The sequence below is a fragment of the Stutzerimonas chloritidismutans genome, assembly GCF_038562055.1.
Taxonomy (GTDB): Bacteria; Pseudomonadota; Gammaproteobacteria; order Pseudomonadales; family Pseudomonadaceae; genus Stutzerimonas; species Stutzerimonas chloritidismutans_A.
Genome location: NZ_JBCFXD010000001.1, coordinates 731,791 through 751,918, shown reverse-complemented (window position 1 = coordinate 751,918; position 20,128 = coordinate 731,791). Strand labels below are relative to the sequence as shown.

Here is a 20,128-nt window from a genome sequence, read left to right as displayed (position 1 = left end):
GGACTTGGCGCCGTCACCGAGGGACGCGACGATCTCGAACGGCTGGGTGACCTTTTCCAGGTAGGTTTTCAGTTGCGATTTCAGGTTGCTGTCGAGCATGTTGATTACCCCTTACTCAGAAGCTCATTAAAGGAAGCAGTTGAATCTAGATGGAGTTAGCTTAAGAGCCAGAGGGGGTTCCGGAAAATTGATTAAAAGCAGCAGGACGATTAAACGAAACTATATGTTCGGCGGAACGGCGACGTTCCACGTGAAACAAAAAACCCGGCCGAGGCCGGGTTTCTTAGTACTGCTTTCGATGATTACTCTTCTCTTCTTTTATCAGAAGTCCAAGTTGGAGACAGCCAGTGCATTCGATTCGATGAACTCACGACGTGGCTCTACAGAGTCCCCCATGAGGGTATTGAAGATCTGGTCCGCGGCAATGGCATCCTCAATGGTGACCTTGAGCATCCGCCGAACCGCCGGATCCATCGTGGTTTCCCACAGCTGATCAGGGTTCATTTCGCCCAATCCCTTGTATCGCTGAACACTGTGACGGCGCGTGCCTTCGGTCATCAACCAATCAAGTGCTTGCTTGAATGTGGTAACCGGCTTCTTGCGCTCACCACGCTGTACATAGGCTCCTTCTTCAAGAAGGCTGTTCAGCTTGTCGCCCAGCACAGTAACTGTTTTGTAGTCGTTACTGCCGAAGAAATCACGATTGAAGGTGATATAGCTCGCGAGCCCGTGCGAGATGATCTCAACCTCTGGAAGCCACAGATTCCGCTCCTTGTCTTCCCGCAGGCTTGCCTTGTAAGCCAGCCCAGATCGTTCGACGCCTTTCAGCAGCGCGGCGTATGGTTCTAGCCAGGCCTGCATCGCTGCGTGATCACCCAACTGCTCGACAGTCACTCTGGGCAGGTAGATGAAATGCTCGGTCAGCTCTTGCGGGTAAAGACGCGAAAGACGCTGCAGGGTTTTCATCACGGTACGATAGTCGTTGACCAGACGTTCCAGCGCCTCGCCGGATAAGCCCGGCGCGTGCTCGTTGACGTGCAGGCTGGCGTCTTCCAGAGCCGACTGGGTCAGGTACTCGTCCATCGCCTCGTCGTCTTTGATGTACTGCTCTTGCTTACCGCGCTTGACCTTGTAGAGCGGCGGTTGTGCGATATAGACGTAACCACGCTCGATTAGCTCAGGCAGCTGGCGGAAGAAGAACGTCAGTAGCAGTGTCCGAATGTGCGAACCGTCAACGTCGGCATCGGTCATGATGATGATGTTGTGATAGCGCAACTTGTCGATGTTGTACTCTTCGCGACCGATACCACAGCCGAGTGCCGTAATGAGGGTGCCCACTTCCTGCGAGGAAATCATCTTGTCGAAACGAGCTTTCTCGACGTTGAGGATCTTGCCCTTAAGCGGCAGGATGGCCTGGGTCCTGCGGTTGCGGCCCTGCTTGGCAGAACCGCCCGCGGAGTCACCCTCCACTATGTAAAGTTCGGAAAGGGCAGGGTCCTTTTCCTGGCAGTCGGCTAGCTTGCCGGGGAGGCCGGCGATGTCCAAAGCGCCCTTGCGCCGAGTCATCTCGCGCGCTTTGCGTGCTGCTTCACGTGCTCGCGCAGCATCGATCATCTTGCCAACTACCGCCTTCGCCTCGTTGGGATGCTCGAGCAGAAAATCCCCGAAGTGCTTACCCATCTCCTGCTCTACGGCAGTCTTTACCTCGGACGAGACCAGCTTGTCCTTGGTCTGCGAGCTGAATTTCGGGTCTGGCACCTTGACCGAAATGATCGCGGTCAGGCCTTCGCGCGCATCATCACCCGTCGTAGCAACCTTGTGCTTCTTGGCCAACCCTTCCTGTTCGATGTAGTTATTCAGGTTGCGCGTTAACGCCGATCTAAAACCGGCCAGATGGGTTCCACCGTCGCGCTGGGGAATGTTATTGGTGAAGCACAGTAGATTTTCGTTGAAGCTATCGTTCCACTGCAGCGCCACCTCGACACCTACACCATCGTCGCGTTGGACATTGAAGTGGAACACTTCATTGACCGGCGTCTTGTTGGTATTGAGATAGGCCACGAAGGCACTCAGCCCACCTTCGTACTTGAACAACTCTTCTTTGGCGTTACGCTCGTCGCGCAATATGATCCCGACGCCGGAATTCAGAAATGACAATTCGCGCAGCCGCTTGGCAAGAATATCCCAGCTGAAATGAATGTTCTGAAAGGTTTCGGCCGAGGGCTTGAAGTGAATTTCAGTTCCCGAATCTTCGGTTTCTCCGACTGCAGCGAGCGGCGCTTGCGGTACGCCGTGGCAGTAAGTCTGTTCCCAAACCTTACCTTCCCGGCGAATTGTCAGAATCAGCTCCTCCGACAAGGCGTTCACTACTGAAACGCCCACGCCATGCAGGCCGCCGGAAACTTTGTAAGAGTTGTCGTCAAACTTACCGCCTGCGTGCAGGACAGTCATGATGACCTCCGCTGCAGACACGCCTTCTTCGTGAATGTCTACCGGAATGCCACGACCGTTATCACGAACGCTGATCGATTCATCGACATGAATGGTGATCGAAATATCGCTGCAGTGACCTGCCAGCGCCTCATCGATCGAATTATCGACGACTTCGAAGACCATATGATGCAGACCAGTTCCATCGTCCGTATCGCCGATATACATGCCGGGGCGCTTACGTACGGCATCAAGGCCCTTGAGCACCTTGATACTGGACGAATCGTACGTGTGGTTTTCGCTCATGCCTTCACTCCCGAGGGGCCGTGGTCCTGGACTATCGCTCCATGTTCCACGTGAAACATTGAGACCGGCGTGTCGTAACGCCAGCCTTCTCGCAATATGTTCGAATCGACACAGGTGATAAATACCTGGCAATTCAGCTGTTCAAGCAACCTGCACAACGCAAGCCGGTGCTGATCGTCCAATTCGGACGGTAGGTCGTCGACCAGGTAGATACACTGGTCGCGCTTGGCTTCACTAACCAGATGACCTTGAGCAATCCGCAACGCGCACACAACCAGCTTCTGCTGGCCGCGAGAGAGAGTCTCCGCCGCGTTATGGTTAGCAATTCGCAATCTAAGGTCAGCCCGCTGAGGTCCCGCCTGGGTGTGCCCCATGAGCCTGTCGCGTTCGATTGAAGCCGAAAGCACTTCATTCAGAGAACGGCCTTTATCCCAACCGCGGTAGTAGCTCAGCTGAAAACCTTCGAGGTTTAACAGCGTAGCTAAAGTGACCTCGAATATCGGCTTCAGCGCCTGAATATAAGCCTGCCTGTACCCATCGATTTCATCGCTCGCAGCGCTTAATTCGCGGCTCCAGGCCTCCTGAGAAGCGGGGTCAAGTGTACCATGTCGCAGCCACGAGTTACGTTGCCTCAGGGCCTGCTGGAGACGCTGCCATGCCTTAATGAAGCGGGGTTCCACGTGAAACACGCCCCAATCCAGAAACTGGCGGCGGAGCTTGGGCGCACCCTCAAGCAAGCGGAAGCTGTCCGGATTGATCAGCTGTAACGGTAAGGCTTCTGCTAATTCCGTTGCGCTTCGAACGCTCTGTCCATTAATCCGGATGCGCGCTTCGCCGTTGCGATCGCGGGATATACCCAAGGCACTTGACTGACCATTAGCCATCTCGACCAGACCAAAAACTGTGCAATTGGACTGATCATGACTAATGACAGGAGTTAGACGTGTACTGCGGAACGAACGAGCCATTCCAAGAAGATGGATAGCCTCGAGGAGACTGGTTTTCCCGCTACCGTTATCACCGTAGAGAATATTGACTCGAGGGGAAGGGTTTAGCGTCACCGGCTGCAAATTGCGAATGCCGGTGACGGAGATGCGGCTAAGGGACATTCAATAAAGGATTACAGGCGCATCGGCATAACAACGTAGGCCGAGTCGTCGTTGTCGTACTCCTGAAGCAGGGCACTGCTGTTCGCATCGGACAGAATCAGCCGGACCTGATCAGTTGTCATGACACTCAGCACATCAAGCAGATAGCTGACGTTGAAGCCTATTTCCAAAGCCCCGCCGGTATAGTCCACCGCGACTTCTTCTTCCGCTTCTTCCTGCTCAGGGTTGTTCGCCTGAATTTTCAACAAACCGGATTCCAACTGCAGCCGGATACCACGGTACTTCTCGTTGGAAAGAATGGCCGTGCGGCTGAACGCTTCACGCAGCGTCTGGCGTTCACCTACCACCAATTTGTCACCGCCGCGGGGCAGCACACGCTCATAGTCAGGAAATTTCCCATCAACAAGTTTGGAGGTAAAAGTGAATTCGCCTGTGGTGGCGCGAATGTGATGTTGGCCAAGCACGATACTCACTTCACCGTCCTGATCCGTGAGAAGCCGTGCCAACTCGAGGATGCCCTTGCGGGGAACGATCACCTGATGGCGGTCGGGCTGTTCGATGCCGGCCTGCATCGAACACATCGCCAAACGATGTCCGTCAGTTGCGACGGCACGCAACATTCCACTCGAAACCTCAATCAGCATACCGTTCAGGTAATAACGCACATCCTGCTGTGCCATGGCGAAGCTGCTACGCTCAATCAGACGACGCATCTTGCCTTGGTTAACGCTGAAATTCAGCGAGCCAGGCCCTTCCTCAACGGTAGGAAAATCATTCGCCGGCAAAGTTGAAAGCGAAAAGCGGCTGCGCCCGGATTTGATCACAATCTTCTGATCATCCAGCCGGATATCGATAAGCGCATCAGGCTGCAAGCTTTTGCAGATGTCCATCAGTTTACGCGCGGGCACTGTAATCTCGCCTGGCTCGGATGCATCCTCCAAGGCGACACGACCAACCAACTCGACCTCAAGATCAGTGCCGGTAAGCGACAGCTGATGATCCTGGACCACCAGCAAGACGTTCGACAACACCGGTAGAGTCTGTCGACGCTCGACGACGCCGGCCACTAGCTGCAGAGGTTTCAACAAGGCTTCGCGCTGAATAGTGAAATGCATGGTCTGGTCCCTTGCCTATTAAATGGCCGCAGTCTGTTCAGGTTGTCAAAGTACGCAGCAAATTCTTGTAGTCTTCGCGAATATCAGCATCCAATTCACGAAGTTCGGCAATCTTACGACAGGCGTGCAACACCGTCGTGTGATCGCGCCCACCAAAGGCGTCGCCGATTTCCGGCAAGCTGTGATTGGTGAGTTCTTTGGACAAAGCCATCGCGACCTGGCGGGGCCTCGCGACCGAACGCGAGCGTCGTTTCGAAAGGAGGTCCGATATTTTGATCTTGTAGTATTCCGCGACTGTGCGCTGAATGTTATCAACACTCACGAGCTTGTCTTGCAGCGCAAGCAGATCTTTCAACGACTCGCGAATCAGCTCGATGGTAATGTCACGTCCCATGAAATGAGCATGGGCGATGACACGTTTCAAAGCTCCTTCCAGTTCCCGAACATTCGAACGAATGCGCTGGGCTATGAAGAACGCAGCATCATGCGGAAGCTCGACGTTGGCCTGATCAGCCTTTTTCATCAGGATCGCCACACGGGTCTCTAGCTCCGGCGGCTCTACGGCCACAGTCAGCCCCCAGCCGAAGCGGGACTTCAATCGCTCTTCGAGCCCGTCAATTTCTTTAGGGTAACGATCACTGGTGAGAATTACCTGCTGGCCACCTTCGAGCAACGCGTTGAACGTGTGAAAAAACTCTTCCTGCGATCGTTCTTTCTTGGCGAAGAACTGTATGTCGTCAATCAACAAGGCATCCACCGACCGATAGAAGCGTTTGAACTCATTGATCGCGTTGAGCTGCAGAGCCTTGACCATATCCGCAACGAACCGCTCGGAATGCAGATAGACCACCTTGGCGTTAGGGTTCTTCTTTAGCAGATGATTGCCAACGGCATGCATCAAGTGAGTCTTGCCAAGGCCTACGCCGCCATACAGAAACAACGGGTTGTAGCCATGCTTGGGATTGTCGGCCACCTGCCAGGCAGCTGCCCGTGCCAGTTGGTTGGACTTGCCTTCGACAAAATTCTCAAAAGTAAAGGTGCGATTGAGATAACTGGTGTGCTTGAGCCCACCTTCGACCTGTACGTTGCGTTCGGCGGGCCGCGCCGGTGCGCTAGGTGCAGGCGCTGCCATAGGTTCAGCGGATGGCATAACTATCGGTTCGCTGAACGAAGCTGCAGGCGGCGCAGCAGCGGCAGGAGCGCCAACCTGCGCCTGCGAACGAGGAACGGAACCGACAGTTGGCCGTGAAGCAGCCACCCGCCTGCTGCCTATCAGCAGAGACACTGCAGGCACGGCTCCAGTGGCACGTTCTGACAACAGCTCCATCAAGCGCGAAAGATATTTCTCGTTGACCCAATCGAGAACGAATCGGTTCGGGGCATAGACCCGCAATTCATCTCCGTCAGCTTCGATCTGAAGCGGACGAATCCAAGTGTTGAATTGCTGGGCCGGCAGCTCATCTCTCAAGAGGTCAACACACTGCTGCCAAAGTTCCACCGACACGGACTCTCCTAGCTGCTGTAACGCTTAAAACGGAGCTTATTGTAGCCTTGCAGCACTCACTTATCCACAGTCAAAGGACAGTTATGTGGGCGACCAACCATTGAACCACGCTTGGCGATCGGTGAACCCAGCCTCCTGAGGTCTGTTGATAAACAAGACTGAGCCCATTGGAAAAGCCTGTGTACAGCGGGCGGTAATCTGGGGGTGTGCATAACTTTCGCTTCTATCCACAGGAAACGCAGTGTCTTTACACGGCAAACGCACCGTTTCCACAGAAGGTTTAGGAGCGCTGTATGCCATGCGCTGCGGCGGCTACAGGAACCTATCCACAGAAAATGGTGCCACCATCTATAAGCACTGCATTAAGAAGAGCTTTAACTTCTTTCTCTATCTATTAATTTCTGAATGAATGGCGCTGGTTGGAAATTGACCTCACCGCGCGGCTTCTCTACAATCGCCGGTCTCTTAAAAGGGGGCCATTCCGGCCCGCAACGGATCACCAGGTAACGCATCATGAAACGCACTTTCCAACCCAGCACCCTCAAGCGCGCTCGCACCCACGGTTTCCGTGCCCGCATGGCCACCAAGAACGGTCGTGCCGTCCTTTCGCGTCGTCGCGCCAAAGGTCGTAAGCGTCTGGCAGTCTGAAGACGTCGGAACAGGTAGTGAGTCGAGACTTCGGTCGGGAAAAGCGTCTGCTCACCCCGAGCCAGTTCAAGGCTGTCTTCGACTCCCCTGACGGCAAGTTACCGGGCAGGAACGTCCTGCTACTGGTGCGCGAAAATCAGTTGCCACATCCGCGAATCGGACTGGTAATTGGCAAGAAGAGCGTCAAGCTCTCGGTAGAACGCAATCGCATCAAGCGGCAACTGCGTGAAACCTTTCGTCTCCACCAGATGGAGTTGACGGGATGGGACATCGTGGTGATCTCACGCAAGGGCCTTGCGGAACTGGATAATCCAGAACTGGCAAAGCAATTTGCCAAACTCTGGCGACGTTTGGCACGTACGCCAGCGCCGGACATCAAGCAGGTCCAGAGCAACGTAGCTGATGCGTAAGCTCGCACTCGTCCCCATTAGATTCTACCGGTACGCCATCAGTCCGATGATGGCCAGCCACTGTCGTTTCTACCCAAGTTGCTCCTGCTACGCACAAGAGGCCATTGAAACTCATGGCTTGCTGCGCGGTGGCTGGCTGAGCCTATGCAGGCTTGGCCGTTGCCATCCATGGAATCCGGGCGGCTATGATCCCGTGCCTTCCAACACCCCCTCCAATTCATCATCGATGACCGAGTAACCATGGATATCAAACGCTCGATCCTGCTTGTCGCCCTGGCAGTCGTTGCTTACCTGATGGTTTTGCAGTGGAACCAGGACTACGGTCAGACCGTTATTCCTGACGAAACGCGCCAGGAGCAGTCTTCGGCCGCGCAGCTACCTACTGTTCCAGTCACTGGCGCTGTAGAGAATGCGCAGGGAGATATCCCTGCCGTGAGTACTGAACCTTCAGCGAACGCAGTTGCCGACGCCCAGGCCAGCGCTCAGTTGATCCATGTACGCACTGACGTGCTGGACCTCGCGATTGATCCACGGGGCGGCGACATCGTCGATCTGCGTTTGCCCGAGTTTCCGCGTCGTCAGGACCGTCCAGATGTACCGTTTCAATTGTTCGAACGTAGTGGCGAGCGCACCTATGAAGCCCAGAGCGGTTTGATTGGTGACGGTCCGGATAAGGCCACTGGACGTCCGCTGTACAGCAGCGAGCAACAGCAGTACCAGCTAGCCGAGAACCAAGACCAGTTGGTCGTTGATCTGAATTACAGTGCAGACGGCGTCAACTACACCAAGCGTTTCACCTTCAAACGAGGCGACTACGATCTTGGCGTGCGCTATCTGATCGACAACCAAAGCGATCAAGCGTGGACCGGCCACATGTTCGGCCAGCTGAAACGGGATGACAGCAAGGATCCGTCCTCCAGCACCGCAACTGGCACTGCAACCTACCTGGGCGCGGCGCTCTGGACCAAAGACGAGCCGTATACCAAGGTTTCCATGGGAGACATGGACGACAAGAGTCTGAAGAAGACCGTCGAAGGAGGCTGGATTGCATGGCTGCAGCACTACTTTGTGACCGCATGGATTCCAGCGCCTGATCAGACCAATCTGGTACAGACACGCAAGGATAGCCAGGGCAATTACATCATCGGCTTCACGGGTCCCGCTGTTTCGGTTGCACCGGGTAGTCAGGGCGAGACTTACGCTACCCTGTACGCCGGTCCGAAAAGTCAGGACCAGCTGGAAGAGCTGTCGCCCGGTCTCCGTCTAACCGTCGATTACGGCATTCTTTGGTTTATCGCCCAGCCGATCTTCTGGCTGCTACAGAACATCCATGCACTATTGGGTAACTGGGGCTGGTCGATCATCGCGCTGACCATTGTCATCAAGTTGGCGTTCTTCCCTCTCTCGGCGGCCAGCTACAGATCAATGGCGCGCATGCGGGCCGTTTCGCCTAAAATGCAAGCGCTCAAGGAACAGTTTGGCGATGATCGCCAAAAGATGTCCCAGGCGATGATGGAGCTGTACAAGAAGGAGAAGATCAATCCGCTGGGAGGCTGTCTTCCGATCCTGGTCCAGATGCCTGTCTTCCTCGCGTTGTACTGGGTTCTGCTGGAAAGCGTCGAAATGCGCCAGGCGCCCTGGATGTTCTGGATCACAGACCTGTCGATCAAAGACCCTTTCTTCATTCTGCCGATCATCATGGGCCTGACCATGTTTATTCAGCAGCAATTGAACCCTACGCCACCGGACCCGATGCAAGCCAAGGTGATGAAGCTGCTGCCAATTATCTTCACCTTCTTCTTCCTCTGGTTCCCGGCAGGCCTGGTGCTGTACTGGGTCGTTAACAACTGCTTGTCGATCGCGCAGCAGTGGTACATTACCCGCAAGATCACCGGACAGACTGCCAGCGCAACCTGATCCGTCGAAGTGAACAGAACGCCCCTTAATTGGGGCGTTTTGCATTATCGATACCTGGGAGAGTTTTGATGAGCCAAGATCGCGAAACCATCGCTGCCGTCGCCACTGCACCCGGCCGTGGAGGGATCGGGGTTGTGCGCGTTTCCGGCCCCCGAGCCAAAGCCGTCGCGATCACGCTTAGCGGTCGCGAGCCGGTTCCAAGACATGCCCACTACGGCCCCTTCCATGCCGATGATGGTGAAGTGATCGATGAGGGATTGATGCTGTTCTTCCCCGGCCCCCACTCGTTTACCGGTGAAGATGTTCTGGAACTTCAAGGTCATGGCGGCCCCGTCGTCATGGACATGTTGTTGCAGCGTTGCATAGAGCTCGGCATCCGGCCTGCTCGTCCCGGCGAGTTCAGCGAACGAGCGTTCCTCAACGACAAGCTGGACCTGGCCCAGGCAGAGGCGATCGCGGACCTTATCGAAGCGAGTTCGGCGCAAGCAGCGCGCAATGCCGTGCGCTCCCTTCAGGGTGATTTCTCCCGGCGCGTGCATCACCTCACTGAAAGCCTGGTGCAGCTGCGCATCTACGTCGAAGCCGCGATCGATTTTCCAGAAGAGGAAATCGATTTTCTCGCAGACGGCAGAGTGCTAGCGCTGCTGGAGCAAGTTCGCGACGAGTTATCCACAGTTCTTCGGGAGGCAGGGCAGGGCGCACTGCTGCGTGAGGGTATGAACGTGGTCATTGCAGGCCGACCCAACGCCGGCAAATCGAGCTTGCTCAATGCTCTGGCAGGGCGTGAGGCGGCAATCGTGACCGACATTGCCGGCACCACAAGAGATCTACTCAAAGAGCATATCCAGATTGATGGGATGCCGTTGCACGTCGTCGATACCGCCGGGCTGCGTGATACGCAGGACCAGGTGGAACGAATCGGCGTGGATCGGGCCATCAAAGCCATAGAGGATGCCGACCGGGTACTGCTGGTTGTCGATGCAAGTGCGGCGTCTACTGACGATAATGAAGCGCTGTGGCCGGGTCTGCTTCTAACCAGACCAGACCCAGCGAAGACAACAGTGATTCGCAACAAGGCCGATATAACGGGTGACGCCGTCAGTATCTCAGTCGCCCCAGATGGGCATACCACGCTCAGCCTGTCGGCTCGCTCAGGTGACGGGCTTGAATTGCTCCGTGGGCATCTCAAGCACTGTATGGGCTATGACCAAACCGCGGAGAGCGCATTTAGCGCAAGACGCAGGCACCTGGACGCGCTGCGCAAGGCTGCCGAGCACCTTGACCATGGTCATGCTCAGTTAACGCTGGCAGGCGCAGGTGAGCTCCTGGCTGAAGACCTTCGTCAAACTCAGCAGGCACTTGGCGAGATCACCGGGGCATTCAGTTCCGACGATCTGCTTGGCCGTATCTTCTCCAGCTTCTGCATCGGCAAATAGTCGGTCTCTAGCCACGCTGTGGCGTTCAAACCTTACCTGAACGCTATCCGGTCCTGAGGGGGCGACCTCCCACAGCCACCCCCAGCATTCCAGTTCGACATCAGCCCTTCAGTTGGAGGGCATGTCCGCCTGCTCCCCTAAAATCCTCCCCATCCCTGCCATTTTGTTGTTTTCAGCGCAGCGTGTCTGGCAGTTTGCACAAAGAGACGATGCTTAAGCTCTGTGGAAAACCCTGCCTAAGCTCGGTCAATAAGCAGTGCGTAAAGCGACTGCTACAGGCGCCTGTGGATAAAGTCTTATTCCATACACAGGGTGTCAACCGGGGTTCCACCGCTTGTACGGCTGCTGAACACAGCATTTCTTCCGGCTGTAACCCTCGTCACATAGGCGTTTCAGCGTTCTATCCACAGATATGCGCTGCGTATTTATAAACATAAAAATAAGCTTTAAATCATTTCTCTTTTTTATCTATTAAGGCCGTCTCTTGAGCAAGGGGCGCTGCAACTGATCATTTTTTGTTCAGAGGCCTTCTTTCGCGCTCTCCTAGTGCCTATACTGGCGAGCTTCCTGAGACTCAACCAAACAGGCACGAGGTGCGTGGTGGATTTCCCTTCCCGTTTTGACGTCATCGTTATCGGCGGCGGCCATGCCGGTACCGAAGCTGCGCTCGCAGCAGCTCGAATCGGCGTAAAAACACTCTTGCTGACCCACAATGTCGAAACGCTGGGACAGATGAGCTGCAATCCAGCCATTGGTGGCATCGGCAAGAGTCATTTGGTGAAGGAAATCGACGCTCTCGGTGGCGTCATGGCAACTGCAACCGACCTGAGCGGCATTCAATTCCGGGTGCTCAACAGCCGCAAAGGGCCGGCCGTACGGGCGACGCGCGCTCAAGCTGATCGGGTGTTGTACAAGGCTGCTGTGCGCGAAGTGTTGGAAAACCAGCCGAACCTGTGGATATTTCAACAGGCAGCCGACGACCTGATCGTTGAGTCCGATCAGGTCAAGGGTGTCGTTACCCAGATGGGACTGCGCTTCCTAGCTGAATCGGTTGTCCTCACAACCGGCACCTTCCTTAGTGGACTTATCCACATTGGTTTGCAGAATTACTCTGGCGGTAGGGCCGGCGATCCCCCTTCGATAGCCTTGGCCAAACGTTTACGCGAGTTGCCCCTGCGGGTAGGCCGTCTTAAGACCGGAACGCCTCCGCGAATCGATGGCCGCAGCGTCGATTTTTCAGTAATGACCGAGCAACCAGGCGATACGCCGATTCCTCCCATGTCGTTTCTGGGTGAGGCAGCGCAGCATCCACGGCAGGTGAGTTGCTGGATCACGCACACCAATGCCCGCACTCACGAAATAATCGCCGCCAACCTTGATCGATCACCGATGTATTCTGGTCTTATCGAGGGTGTCGGCCCGCGCTACTGCCCGTCGATTGAGGACAAGATTCATCGTTTCGCCGACAAGGACAGCCATCAGGTCTTTATCGAGCCGGAAGGCCTGACGACCCATGAACTCTATCCAAACGGCATCTCGACGTCGTTGCCTTTTGACGTGCAGTTGCAGATCGTTCAAAGCATTCGTGGCATGGAGCAGGCGCACATCGTGCGGCCCGGCTACGCCATCGAATACGACTATTTCGATCCACGTGATTTGAAATACAGCCTGGAAACCAAAGTGATTGGTGGGCTGTTCTTCGCAGGGCAGATCAACGGCACCACCGGTTACGAAGAAGCTGGTGCCCAGGGGCTGCTCGCTGGCGCCAACGCTGCGCTGCGCGCGAAAGGGTTGGACAGCTGGTGTCCTCGTCGGGACGAAGCGTATCTCGGCGTGCTGGTCGATGACCTGATCACGCTCGGGACGCAGGAGCCGTATCGGATGTTCACCTCACGCGCCGAATACCGGCTGATTCTGCGGGAGGACAACGCTGATTTGCGGTTGACCGAAAAAGGCCGCGAGTTGGGCTTGGTCGACGACGTGCGTTGGGCTGCATTCGAACGCAAGCGCGAGAGTATCGTGCAGGAAGAACAACGTTTGAAGGGCACCTGGGTTCGCCCGGGAACCGAGCAGGGCGATGCGATTGCCGAGCGATTCGGGACCCCGCTTACCCATGAGTACAACCTGCTGAACCTCTTGGCGCGGCCGGAAATCGATTATCGGGGCCTCATGCAGCTCACCGGCGGCGGAGCCGAAGATCCTCAAGTCGCCGAACAGGTTGAGATCAAGACCAAGTACGCCGGCTACATCGACCGCCAGCAGGACGAGATTCTCCGCATACGGGCCAGCGAATCCATCGCGCTGCCAGCTGAGCTGGATTACTCAGGTATTTCCGGACTTTCCAAAGAGATCCAGCACAAGCTTTCGCAGGCACGGCCTGAAACCCTTGGGCAAGCCTCTCGGATTCCTGGCGTCACGCCGGCAGCGGTGTCGCTACTCATGATTCATCTGAAAAAGCGCAGCGCTGGGCAAAAGCTGGAGCAGAGCGCTTGATGGCTATGGATCTGGTTGATCATGCCGATGAGCTCAGACTAGGGGCGTTGCAGCTGGGGCTCGACCTGAGCAGCGCTCAGCAACAGCAGCTAATGGCTTATCTGGCACTGCTGAACAAGTGGAACAAAGCTTACAACCTGACCGCCGTGCGCGACCCGGCCGAGATGGTCTCTCGCCACCTGCTCGACAGCCTGAGCGTTGTGCCCCACGCCGAACAGGGCGGCGCCCGCTGGCTCGATGTCGGAAGCGGGGGCGGTATGCCTGGAATTCCTCTGGCGATCATGTTTCCCGAGCGCAACTTCACCCTGCTTGACTCCAACGGCAAGAAGACCCGCTTTCTCACCCAGGTGAAGCTGGAGTTGAAACTCGCCAATGTCGATGTTGTCCACAGCCGCGTCGAGCAGTTCAGACCGCCGCAGCCGTTCACTGATATCACCTCGCGGGCGTTCAGCTCCCTAGAGGATTTTGCCAACTGGACTCGCCATCTCGGCGATAAAGATTCCCGCTGGCTCGCCATGAAAGGCGTGCAACCGGACGATGAGCTGCAGGCGCTTCCGACGGACTTCCAGCTGCAGAGCTGTGTAGTACTGAAGGTTCCAGGTTGCCAAGGGCAACGCCATCTGCTGATACTGCGGCGCACTTCATGACCCGGACAGACACTGACCATGGCTAAAGTATTTGCCATCGCCAACCAGAAAGGCGGTGTCGCCAAGACCACCACTTGTATCAACCTGGCGGCTTCGCTCGTGGCAACGCGTCGTCGCGTGCTGCTGATCGATCTTGATCCACAGGGAAACGCCACCACCGGCAGCGGTGTGGATAAGTTGGCATTGGAGTATTCGATTTACGACGTGTTGATTGGTGAGTGCAGCTTGGTCGATGCCATGCAGTTCTCTGAGCACGGCGGTTATCAGTTGCTACCAGCCAACCGCGACCTGACGGCTGCTGAAGTTGCCTTGTTGAACCTCCCGGCCAAAGAGCACCGCTTGCGCGAAGCGCTGGCCCCGGTGCGCGAGAATTACGACTACATCCTCATCGATTGCCCACCCTCGCTCTCGATGCTGACGATCAACGCGCTGACGGCCGCCGATGGTGTGATCATTCCCATGCAATGCGAGTACTACGCGCTCGAAGGCCTGTCAGATCTGGTCAATTCGATTCAGCGTATTGGTCAGGCGCTGAACCCGTCGCTGAAGATTGAGGGTTTGCTCCGCACCATGTATGACCCCCGCAGCAGCCTGACCAACGATGTCACCGAGCAGCTGAAAGCGCACTTCGGTGAGAAGCTCTATGACACCGTGATTCCACGCAATGTACGCCTGGCAGAAGCCCCCAGCCATGGCATGCCGGCGCTGGTCTATGACAAGCAATCCAAGGGCGCCTTGGCTTACCTGGCGCTGGCGGGCGAGTTGTCGCGCCGTCAGCGTCGAGCCGCCCGCAGCGCAACCGCATAAGGAAACTTCATGGCGACCAAAAAACGAGGCCTAGGACGGGGTCTGGATGCCCTGCTCGGTGGCGCCAATGTGGCGGCCATACAAGAGGATGCTGCTCAAGCTGATGTGCATGAGCTGCAACATTTGCCGCTCGACGTTATCCAGCGGGGCAAGTATCAGCCTCGCCGCGACATCGACCCGGTCACCCTCGACGAACTGGCGAACTCGATCCGTACCCAGGGTGTAATGCAACCCATCGTGGTTCGCTCGATTGGCTCTGGCCGCTACGAAATTATCGCTGGAGAACGGCGCTGGCGTGCGAGTCAGCAGGCTGGCCTGGACAAAATACCTGCCATGGTTCGGGAAGTCTCCGACGAAGCAGCCATCGCCATGGCACTGATCGAGAACATTCAGCGCGAGGACCTCAGCCCTATCGAGGAAGCCGTTGCGCTTCAGCGACTGCAGCAGGAGTTTCAGCTGACACAGCAGCAGGTCGCGGACGCGGTGGGTAAATCCCGTGTGACCATTAGCAACTTGCTGCGTCTGATTGCACTGCCGGAGGAAATCAAGACGCTCCTCGCGCATGGCGATCTGGAAATGGGGCATGCCCGGGCTTTGCTTGGACTGCCTGCCGACCAGCAGGTCGAAGGCGCGCGGCATGTTGTCGCACGCGGTCTGACCGTACGCCAGACCGAAGCGCTGGTAAGGCAGTGGCTGAGCAAGCCGGAAAGCACCAAAACCGAGCCAAAAAGCGATCCCGATATTGTCCGTTTGGAACAGCGCCTGGCTGAACGTCTGGGCTCACCGGTGCAAATCAAGCACGGTGAGAAGGGCAAGGGGCAGCTGGTAATCCGTTACAGTTCGCTGGATGAGTTGCAGGGCGTACTTGCGCACATTCGCTGATACAAAGTTTATGTAGTGCCGGTCAGAAAGTGCTACCTGAAGGTTGAACGCGGAATGGGCTGCTCCTATACTCGCGGCGCTTTTTTGACCGCGGTCGAGCTGAACAGCTAACGATCTTTTTCGATGGATGCACGGTGAATATACGCAACAAGACACCTCTCCATCGGTTGCCTGTAGTACGTGTGTTAGCCGTACAGGCGTTCGTTGCGTTAGGCGCAGGCGTAGCATGCGGTCTGTTTTTTGGTATGGTTGCCGGCTATTCGGGATTGTTGGGTGGCCTGATTGCATTACTGGCCAACCTGTACTTTGCGTTTAAGGCGTTTCGCTATTTTGGCGCGCGCTCGACCACAGCCATTGTTCAGTCCCTGTGGGCTGGAGAAATGGGTAAGCAGATTCTGGCAGCAGCGTTGTTTGCGCTGGTGTTTGTAGGAGTGAAACCGCTGCAACCGGGGGCATTGTTCGTCGGTTACCTGATGGTTCTGGGCGCTGGAGCGAGCGCCCTCCTGCTGATGAAAAATAATCCGAAGCATTGAGCACTGAGGCGTTTATGGCGAGTACCCCGGCGGAATACATCCAGCATCACCTGCAGAATCTGACCTACGGAAAACTGCCGGAAGGTTACGTACGCGCAGACGGCTCGGTCGTCGACCAGGCTACTTGGACCATCGCTCATTCGGGCGTGGAAGCGCGTGATATGGGCTTCATGGCCGTCCATCTCGATACGCTCGGATGGTCGCTGTTCATGGGACTCATCTTCGTGCTGGTGTTTCGTATGGCGGCCAAGGGTGCTACTGCGGGTACCCCAGGCCGTTTGCAGAACTTCGTCGAGATGTGCGTGGAGTTTGTCGAAGGCGTGGTGAAAGATACCTTCCATGGTCGCAACGCGCTGATCGCGCCGCTGGCCCTGACCATCTTCGTTTGGGTGTTCCTGATGAACAGCCTGAAATGGATTCCGGTCGACTACATTCCGGGTCTGGCGAGCATGTTGGGCCTGCCGTATTTCAAGATCGTTCCGACTGCGGACCCGAATGGTACGTTCGGTCTGTCGCTTGGCGTGTTCATCCTCATCCTGTTCTATAGCTTCAAGGTCAAGGGCTTCGGTGGCTTTACCAAGGAACTGGCTTTCACGCCGTTCAATCACTGGTCGCTTGTGCCGTTCAACCTGTTCCTCGAAATCCTCGGTCTGCTGACCAAGCCGTTGAGCCTGGCTCTGCGACTGTTCGGCAACATGTATGCCGGTGAGGTGGTATTCATCCTTATCGCGCTGCTGCCGTTCTACGTGCAGTGGACCCTGAATGTACCCTGGGCGATCTTCCACATTCTGGTGATCCCGCTGCAGGCGTTCATCTTCATGGTTCTGACCGTGGTGTACCTGAGCTCTGCGCATGAAGACCACAGTCATGCCGAACTCACGCCGTAACAGTTAAAACCGGTTCTACGCGTTTCGTTTTACCAAGAAAACCTTAACCCTTAGCTTCAGGAGCTTTACATGGAACTCGTCTACATCGCCGCCTCTCTCATGATCGGTCTGGGTGCCCTGGGCACTGGCATTGGCTTCGCTCTGCTGGGCGGTAAGCTGCTGGAATCCACTGCTCGTCAACCCGAGCTGGCTCCTCAGCTACAAACCAAGACCTTCCTGATGGCAGGTCTGCTCGACGCCGTACCGATGATCGGTGTTGGTATCGCGATGTACCTCATCTTCGTTGTCGCTGCTTAAGACTTTTCCGGTTCCTGATGGGGTTCGCTTGGCGAGCCCCGTTGCCGTGGAATTGACAACCGCGTCGAACGAGATAGCACGAGGTATATCGCTGTGAACATTAACTTGACGCTGTTCGGTCAAACGTTCGCCTTCGCTATTTTCGTCTGGTTCTGCATGAAGTACGTATGGCCGCCGATCACCAAGGCCATGCAAGAACGCCAGAAGAAAATTGCCGAAGGACTGGACGCCGCAGGCCGTGCGCAGCAAGACCTAAAGTTGGCTCAGGAAAAGGTTTCCAACACTCTCCGTGAGACCAAGGGGCAAGCTGCCCAGATTCTTGAGCAAGCCAATAAGCAAGCCAACGCCATCGTTGAGGATGCCAAGCAACAGGCGCGCGCCGAAGGCGAGCGACTGGTAGCCGGCGCCCGCGCCGAGATCGAGCAGGAAGTGAATCGTGCCAAGGAGCAACTGCGTAACCAGGTAGCCGTGTTGGCTGTCATGGGTGCGGAGAAGATTCTGGAGTCCCAGGTGGACGCCAAGGCACACAACGATCTGGTCGAAAAACTGGCCTCCCAACTCTAAGCGAGGCAAGCGATGATCAATACCCAGACGCTTGCTCGGCCATATGCAAAGGCCGCTTTCGAGTTTGCCAGCGCGACTGGCCGGATTGATGCCTGGTCGGGCATGTTGAGCCTGGCTGCGGTCGCTGTTGACGTTCCCCAAGTTACCGAACTGCTTAAGAACCCACGTCTGACCAGCGAAAGCAAGGTCCAAACATTGGTTCAGCTGTTCGGTAGCGATATCGATGAAGCATTCCGAAACTTCGTCTCCACACTCGGCGATAACGATCGTCTGGATGTGTTGCCGACTATTCGGGAGCTGTTCGAGGAACTCAAGGCTGAGGCCGAAAAGACACTCGACGTTGAAGTGCAGACGGCCTTCGAGCTGACCTCTGTGCAACTCCAAACTTTGGCTGCCGCCTTGTCGAAGCGGCTAGATCGTACCGTCAACCCCCAGCAGGTCGTGAACCCTGCGCTGATCGGCGGCGTTGTTATCCGCGCCGGCGATGTGGTTGTCGACGGTTCGGTCCGCGGCAAACTGAGCCAGTTGGCCGAATCGTTGAAATCCTGATTTGAGGGTCGTGGCATGCAGCAACTGAATCCTTCCGAGATTAGTGAAATCATAAAGCAGCGCATCGGCAGCTCCGATGTGTCTGCTCAAGCACGCAATGAGGGTACCGTCGTCAGCGTTTCCGACGGTATCGTGCGCATTTACGGCCTGGCCGACGTGATGTACGGGGAGATGATCGAATTCCCCGGTGGCGTATTCGGCATGGCCCTGAACCTGGAGCAGGACTCTGTAGGTGCCGTTGTATTGGGCGCGTACCAGAGCCTGACCGAAGGCATGAGCGCCAAGTGCACAGGTCGCGTGCTGGAAGTTCCGGTTGGTCCGGAACTGCTGGGTCGCGTCGTTGACGCTCTGGGCAACCCCGTTGACGGCAAGGGCCCGGTCAATGCTCAGGCAACTGACGCTGTCGAGAAAGTCGCACCGGGCGTGATCTGGCGTAAGTCGGTCGACCAGCCGGTTCAAACCGGCTACAAGTCGGTCGATGCGATGATCCCGGTCGGTCGTGGTCAGCGCGAGCTGATCATCGGCGACCGTCAGATCGGTAAAACCGCTCTGGCCATCGACGCGATCATCAACCAGCGCAACAGCGGCATCAAGTGCGTCTACGTGGCCATCGGTCAGAAGCAGTCGACCATCGCTAACGTGGTGCGCAAGCTGGAACAGCACGGTGCACTGGCCAACACCATCATCGTCGCCGCTTCGGCTTCCGAATCCGCTGCGCTGCAGTTCCTGGCACCTTACGCCGGCTGCACCATGGGCGAATACTTCCGCGATCGCGGCGAAGACGCACTGATCGTTTATGACGATCTGTCCAAGCAGGCTGTCGCCTATCGTCAGATATCCCTGCTGCTGCGTCGTCCGCCAGGACGCGAAGCCTATCCAGGTGACGTTTTCTATCTCCACAGCCGTCTGCTGGAGCGTGCTTCGCGCGTTTCCGAAGAGTACGTCGAGAAGTTCACCAATGGCGCCGTGACTGGCAAGACAGGTTCCTTGACCGCTCTGCCTATCATCGAAACCCAGGCTGGTGACGTATCTGCGTTCGTTCCGACCAACGTGATTTCGATCACCGACGGCCAGATCTTCCTCGAGTCGTCGATGTTCAACGCTGGTATCCGTCCGGCCGTTAACGCCGGTATCTCGGTATCCCGCGTCGGTGGCGCCGCTCAGACCAAGATCATCAAGAAGCTGTCCGGTGGTATTCGTACCGCACTGGCTCAGTACCGTGAACTGGCGGCCTTCGCCCAGTTTGCCTCTGACCTGGACGAAGCGACCCGCAAGCAGCTCGAGCATGGTCAGCGTGTCACCGAGCTGATGAAGCAGAAGCAGTACGCGCCGATGTCCATTGCCGACATGGCGGTGTCCCTGTACGCAGCCGAGCGTGGCTTCCTGCAGGACATCGAAGTAGCCAAGGTTGGTGCCTTCGAGCAGGCGTTGATTGCCTATTTCCATCATGAGCATGCTGCTCTGCTGGACAAGATCAACGTGAAGGGCGACTTCAACGACGAAATCGATGCAGGCATCAAAGCCGGTATTGAGTCGTTCAAGGCCACCCAATCCTGGTAAGCCGCAGCGGGAGCCGCGAGGCTCCCGCTTGCTA

Annotated in this window: 19 protein-coding genes; 15 read left to right on the top strand and 4 right to left on the bottom strand. The window is 56.4% G+C overall.

Features of this window, described 5'->3' with window-relative positions; all coding sequences use genetic code 11:
* Positions 1–321: 321 nt before the first annotated feature.
* From gyrB to dnaA, 4 genes are read right to left on the bottom strand one after another with little or no spacing between them, the layout of a single operon-like run.
* Positions 322–2,736: a DNA topoisomerase (ATP-hydrolyzing) subunit B gene (gene gyrB / locus AAGW23_RS03345; RefSeq protein WP_342404926.1), complete on the bottom strand. Its 2,415-nt coding sequence runs from the start codon at positions 2,734–2,736 to the stop codon at positions 322–324.
* A complete protein-coding gene (gene recF, locus AAGW23_RS03340) occupies positions 2,733–3,845 on the bottom strand; it encodes a DNA replication/repair protein RecF (protein WP_342404925.1) in 1,113 nt (370 codons plus the stop codon). The genes gyrB and recF overlap by 4 nt, the downstream gene beginning before the upstream one ends.
* Positions 3,846–3,856: 11 nt before the next feature.
* Positions 3,857–4,960, bottom strand: a complete 1,104-nt coding sequence (gene dnaN / locus AAGW23_RS03335; protein ID WP_342404924.1) for a DNA polymerase III subunit beta — start codon at positions 4,958–4,960, stop codon at positions 3,857–3,859.
* 37 nt (positions 4,961–4,997) lie between these two features.
* The gene (gene dnaA / locus AAGW23_RS03330) at positions 4,998–6,464 is read right to left on the bottom strand and encodes a chromosomal replication initiator protein DnaA (RefSeq protein ID WP_342404923.1); all 1,467 of its coding nucleotides are present in this window, start codon (positions 6,462–6,464) and stop codon (positions 4,998–5,000) included.
* Positions 6,465–6,977: 513 nt separating this feature from the next.
* On the opposite strand from dnaA, the gene rpmH reads away from it, so the two are divergent.
* The 15 genes from rpmH (at position 6,978) to atpA (ending at position 20,094) form a co-directional block, all read left to right on the top strand.
* Entirely contained in the window at positions 6,978–7,112 is a 135-nt protein-coding gene (gene rpmH, locus AAGW23_RS03325) for a 50S ribosomal protein L34 (protein WP_019340723.1), read from the top strand.
* Positions 7,113–7,129: 17 nt separating this feature from the next.
* Positions 7,130–7,522 (top strand): ribonuclease P protein component, encoded by a 393-nt coding sequence (rnpA, locus tag AAGW23_RS03320; RefSeq protein ID WP_342404922.1) that lies wholly within the window; start codon positions 7,130–7,132, stop codon positions 7,520–7,522.
* On the top strand, positions 7,515–7,760 hold the full coding sequence (gene yidD, locus AAGW23_RS03315; protein WP_342404921.1) for a membrane protein insertion efficiency factor YidD: 246 nt from the start codon (positions 7,515–7,517) through the stop codon (positions 7,758–7,760). The genes rnpA and yidD overlap by 8 nt, the downstream gene beginning before the upstream one ends.
* 2 nt (positions 7,761–7,762) lie before the next feature.
* On the top strand, positions 7,763–9,439 hold the full coding sequence (yidC, locus tag AAGW23_RS03310) for a membrane protein insertase YidC (RefSeq protein WP_342404920.1): 1,677 nt from the start codon (positions 7,763–7,765) through the stop codon (positions 9,437–9,439).
* A 68-nt stretch (positions 9,440–9,507) separates the two neighbouring features.
* Positions 9,508–10,875: a tRNA uridine-5-carboxymethylaminomethyl(34) synthesis GTPase MnmE gene (gene mnmE / locus AAGW23_RS03305; protein ID WP_342404919.1), complete on the top strand. Its 1,368-nt coding sequence runs from the start codon at positions 9,508–9,510 to the stop codon at positions 10,873–10,875.
* 600 nt (positions 10,876–11,475) lie between these two features.
* On the top strand, positions 11,476–13,368 hold the full coding sequence (mnmG, locus tag AAGW23_RS03300; protein WP_342404918.1) for a tRNA uridine-5-carboxymethylaminomethyl(34) synthesis enzyme MnmG: 1,893 nt from the start codon (positions 11,476–11,478) through the stop codon (positions 13,366–13,368).
* A 5-nt stretch (positions 13,369–13,373) separates the two neighbouring features.
* Positions 13,374–14,015, top strand: a complete 642-nt coding sequence (gene rsmG, locus AAGW23_RS03295; RefSeq protein WP_425540806.1) for a 16S rRNA (guanine(527)-N(7))-methyltransferase RsmG — start codon at positions 13,374–13,376, stop codon at positions 14,013–14,015.
* Between the two features lie 18 nt (positions 14,016–14,033).
* Positions 14,034–14,822 carry a ParA family protein gene (locus tag AAGW23_RS03290; RefSeq protein WP_159969473.1) on the top strand — a complete coding sequence of 263 codons (789 nt, stop codon included), beginning with the start codon at positions 14,034–14,036 and terminating at the stop codon, positions 14,820–14,822.
* A 9-nt stretch (positions 14,823–14,831) separates the two neighbouring features.
* Positions 14,832–15,704 (top strand): ParB/RepB/Spo0J family partition protein, encoded by an 873-nt coding sequence (locus tag AAGW23_RS03285; protein ID WP_342404916.1) that lies wholly within the window; start codon positions 14,832–14,834, stop codon positions 15,702–15,704.
* A gap of 134 nt (positions 15,705–15,838) precedes the next feature.
* Positions 15,839–16,237, top strand: coding sequence for an ATP synthase subunit I (locus AAGW23_RS03280; protein WP_342404915.1), 399 nt, complete (start codon positions 15,839–15,841; stop codon positions 16,235–16,237).
* A 14-nt stretch (positions 16,238–16,251) separates the two neighbouring features.
* Complete coding sequence (atpB, locus tag AAGW23_RS03275) at positions 16,252–17,124, top strand: F0F1 ATP synthase subunit A (RefSeq protein WP_102837651.1); 873 nt, start codon at positions 16,252–16,254, stop codon at positions 17,122–17,124.
* Between the two features lie 69 nt (positions 17,125–17,193).
* Positions 17,194–17,421, top strand: a complete 228-nt coding sequence (gene atpE, locus AAGW23_RS03270; RefSeq protein WP_102837650.1) for a F0F1 ATP synthase subunit C — start codon at positions 17,194–17,196, stop codon at positions 17,419–17,421.
* Positions 17,422–17,514: 93 nt separating this feature from the next.
* The gene (locus AAGW23_RS03265; protein ID WP_102837649.1) at positions 17,515–17,985 is read left to right on the top strand and encodes a F0F1 ATP synthase subunit B; all 471 of its coding nucleotides are present in this window, start codon (positions 17,515–17,517) and stop codon (positions 17,983–17,985) included.
* A gap of 12 nt (positions 17,986–17,997) precedes the next feature.
* Complete coding sequence (locus AAGW23_RS03260) at positions 17,998–18,534, top strand: F0F1 ATP synthase subunit delta (protein WP_342404914.1); 537 nt, start codon at positions 17,998–18,000, stop codon at positions 18,532–18,534.
* A gap of 15 nt (positions 18,535–18,549) precedes the next feature.
* A complete protein-coding gene (gene atpA, locus AAGW23_RS03255) occupies positions 18,550–20,094 on the top strand; it encodes a F0F1 ATP synthase subunit alpha (protein ID WP_045422988.1) in 1,545 nt (514 codons plus the stop codon).
* Positions 20,095–20,128 lie beyond the last annotated feature (34 nt).

Excerpts from the sequence above, each read along its gene's own strand:
- gyrB (WP_342404926.1), bottom strand. The coding sequence starts at position 2,736 with ATGAGCGAAAACCACACGTACGATTCGTCCAGTATCAAGGTGCTCAAG.
- recF (WP_342404925.1), bottom strand. The coding sequence starts at position 3,845 with ATGTCCCTTAGCCGCATCTCCGTCACCGGCATTCGCAATTTGCAGCCG.
- dnaN (WP_342404924.1), bottom strand. The coding sequence starts at position 4,960 with ATGCATTTCACTATTCAGCGCGAAGCCTTGTTGAAACCTCTGCAGCTA.
- rpmH (WP_019340723.1), top strand. The coding sequence starts at position 6,978 with ATGAAACGCACTTTCCAACCCAGCACCCTCAAGCGCGCTCGCACCCAC.
- yidD (WP_342404921.1), top strand. The coding sequence starts at position 7,515 with ATGCGTAAGCTCGCACTCGTCCCCATTAGATTCTACCGGTACGCCATC.
- yidC (WP_342404920.1), top strand. The coding sequence starts at position 7,763 with ATGGATATCAAACGCTCGATCCTGCTTGTCGCCCTGGCAGTCGTTGCT.
- mnmE (WP_342404919.1), top strand. The coding sequence starts at position 9,508 with ATGAGCCAAGATCGCGAAACCATCGCTGCCGTCGCCACTGCACCCGGC.
- rsmG (WP_425540806.1), top strand. The coding sequence starts at position 13,374 with ATGGATCTGGTTGATCATGCCGATGAGCTCAGACTAGGGGCGTTGCAG.
- AAGW23_RS03290 (WP_159969473.1), top strand. The coding sequence starts at position 14,034 with ATGGCTAAAGTATTTGCCATCGCCAACCAGAAAGGCGGTGTCGCCAAG.
- AAGW23_RS03285 (WP_342404916.1), top strand. The coding sequence starts at position 14,832 with ATGGCGACCAAAAAACGAGGCCTAGGACGGGGTCTGGATGCCCTGCTC.
- atpB (WP_102837651.1), top strand. The coding sequence starts at position 16,252 with ATGGCGAGTACCCCGGCGGAATACATCCAGCATCACCTGCAGAATCTG.
- atpE (WP_102837650.1), top strand. The coding sequence starts at position 17,194 with ATGGAACTCGTCTACATCGCCGCCTCTCTCATGATCGGTCTGGGTGCC.
- AAGW23_RS03260 (WP_342404914.1), top strand. The coding sequence starts at position 17,998 with ATGATCAATACCCAGACGCTTGCTCGGCCATATGCAAAGGCCGCTTTC.
- atpA (WP_045422988.1), top strand. The coding sequence starts at position 18,550 with ATGCAGCAACTGAATCCTTCCGAGATTAGTGAAATCATAAAGCAGCGC.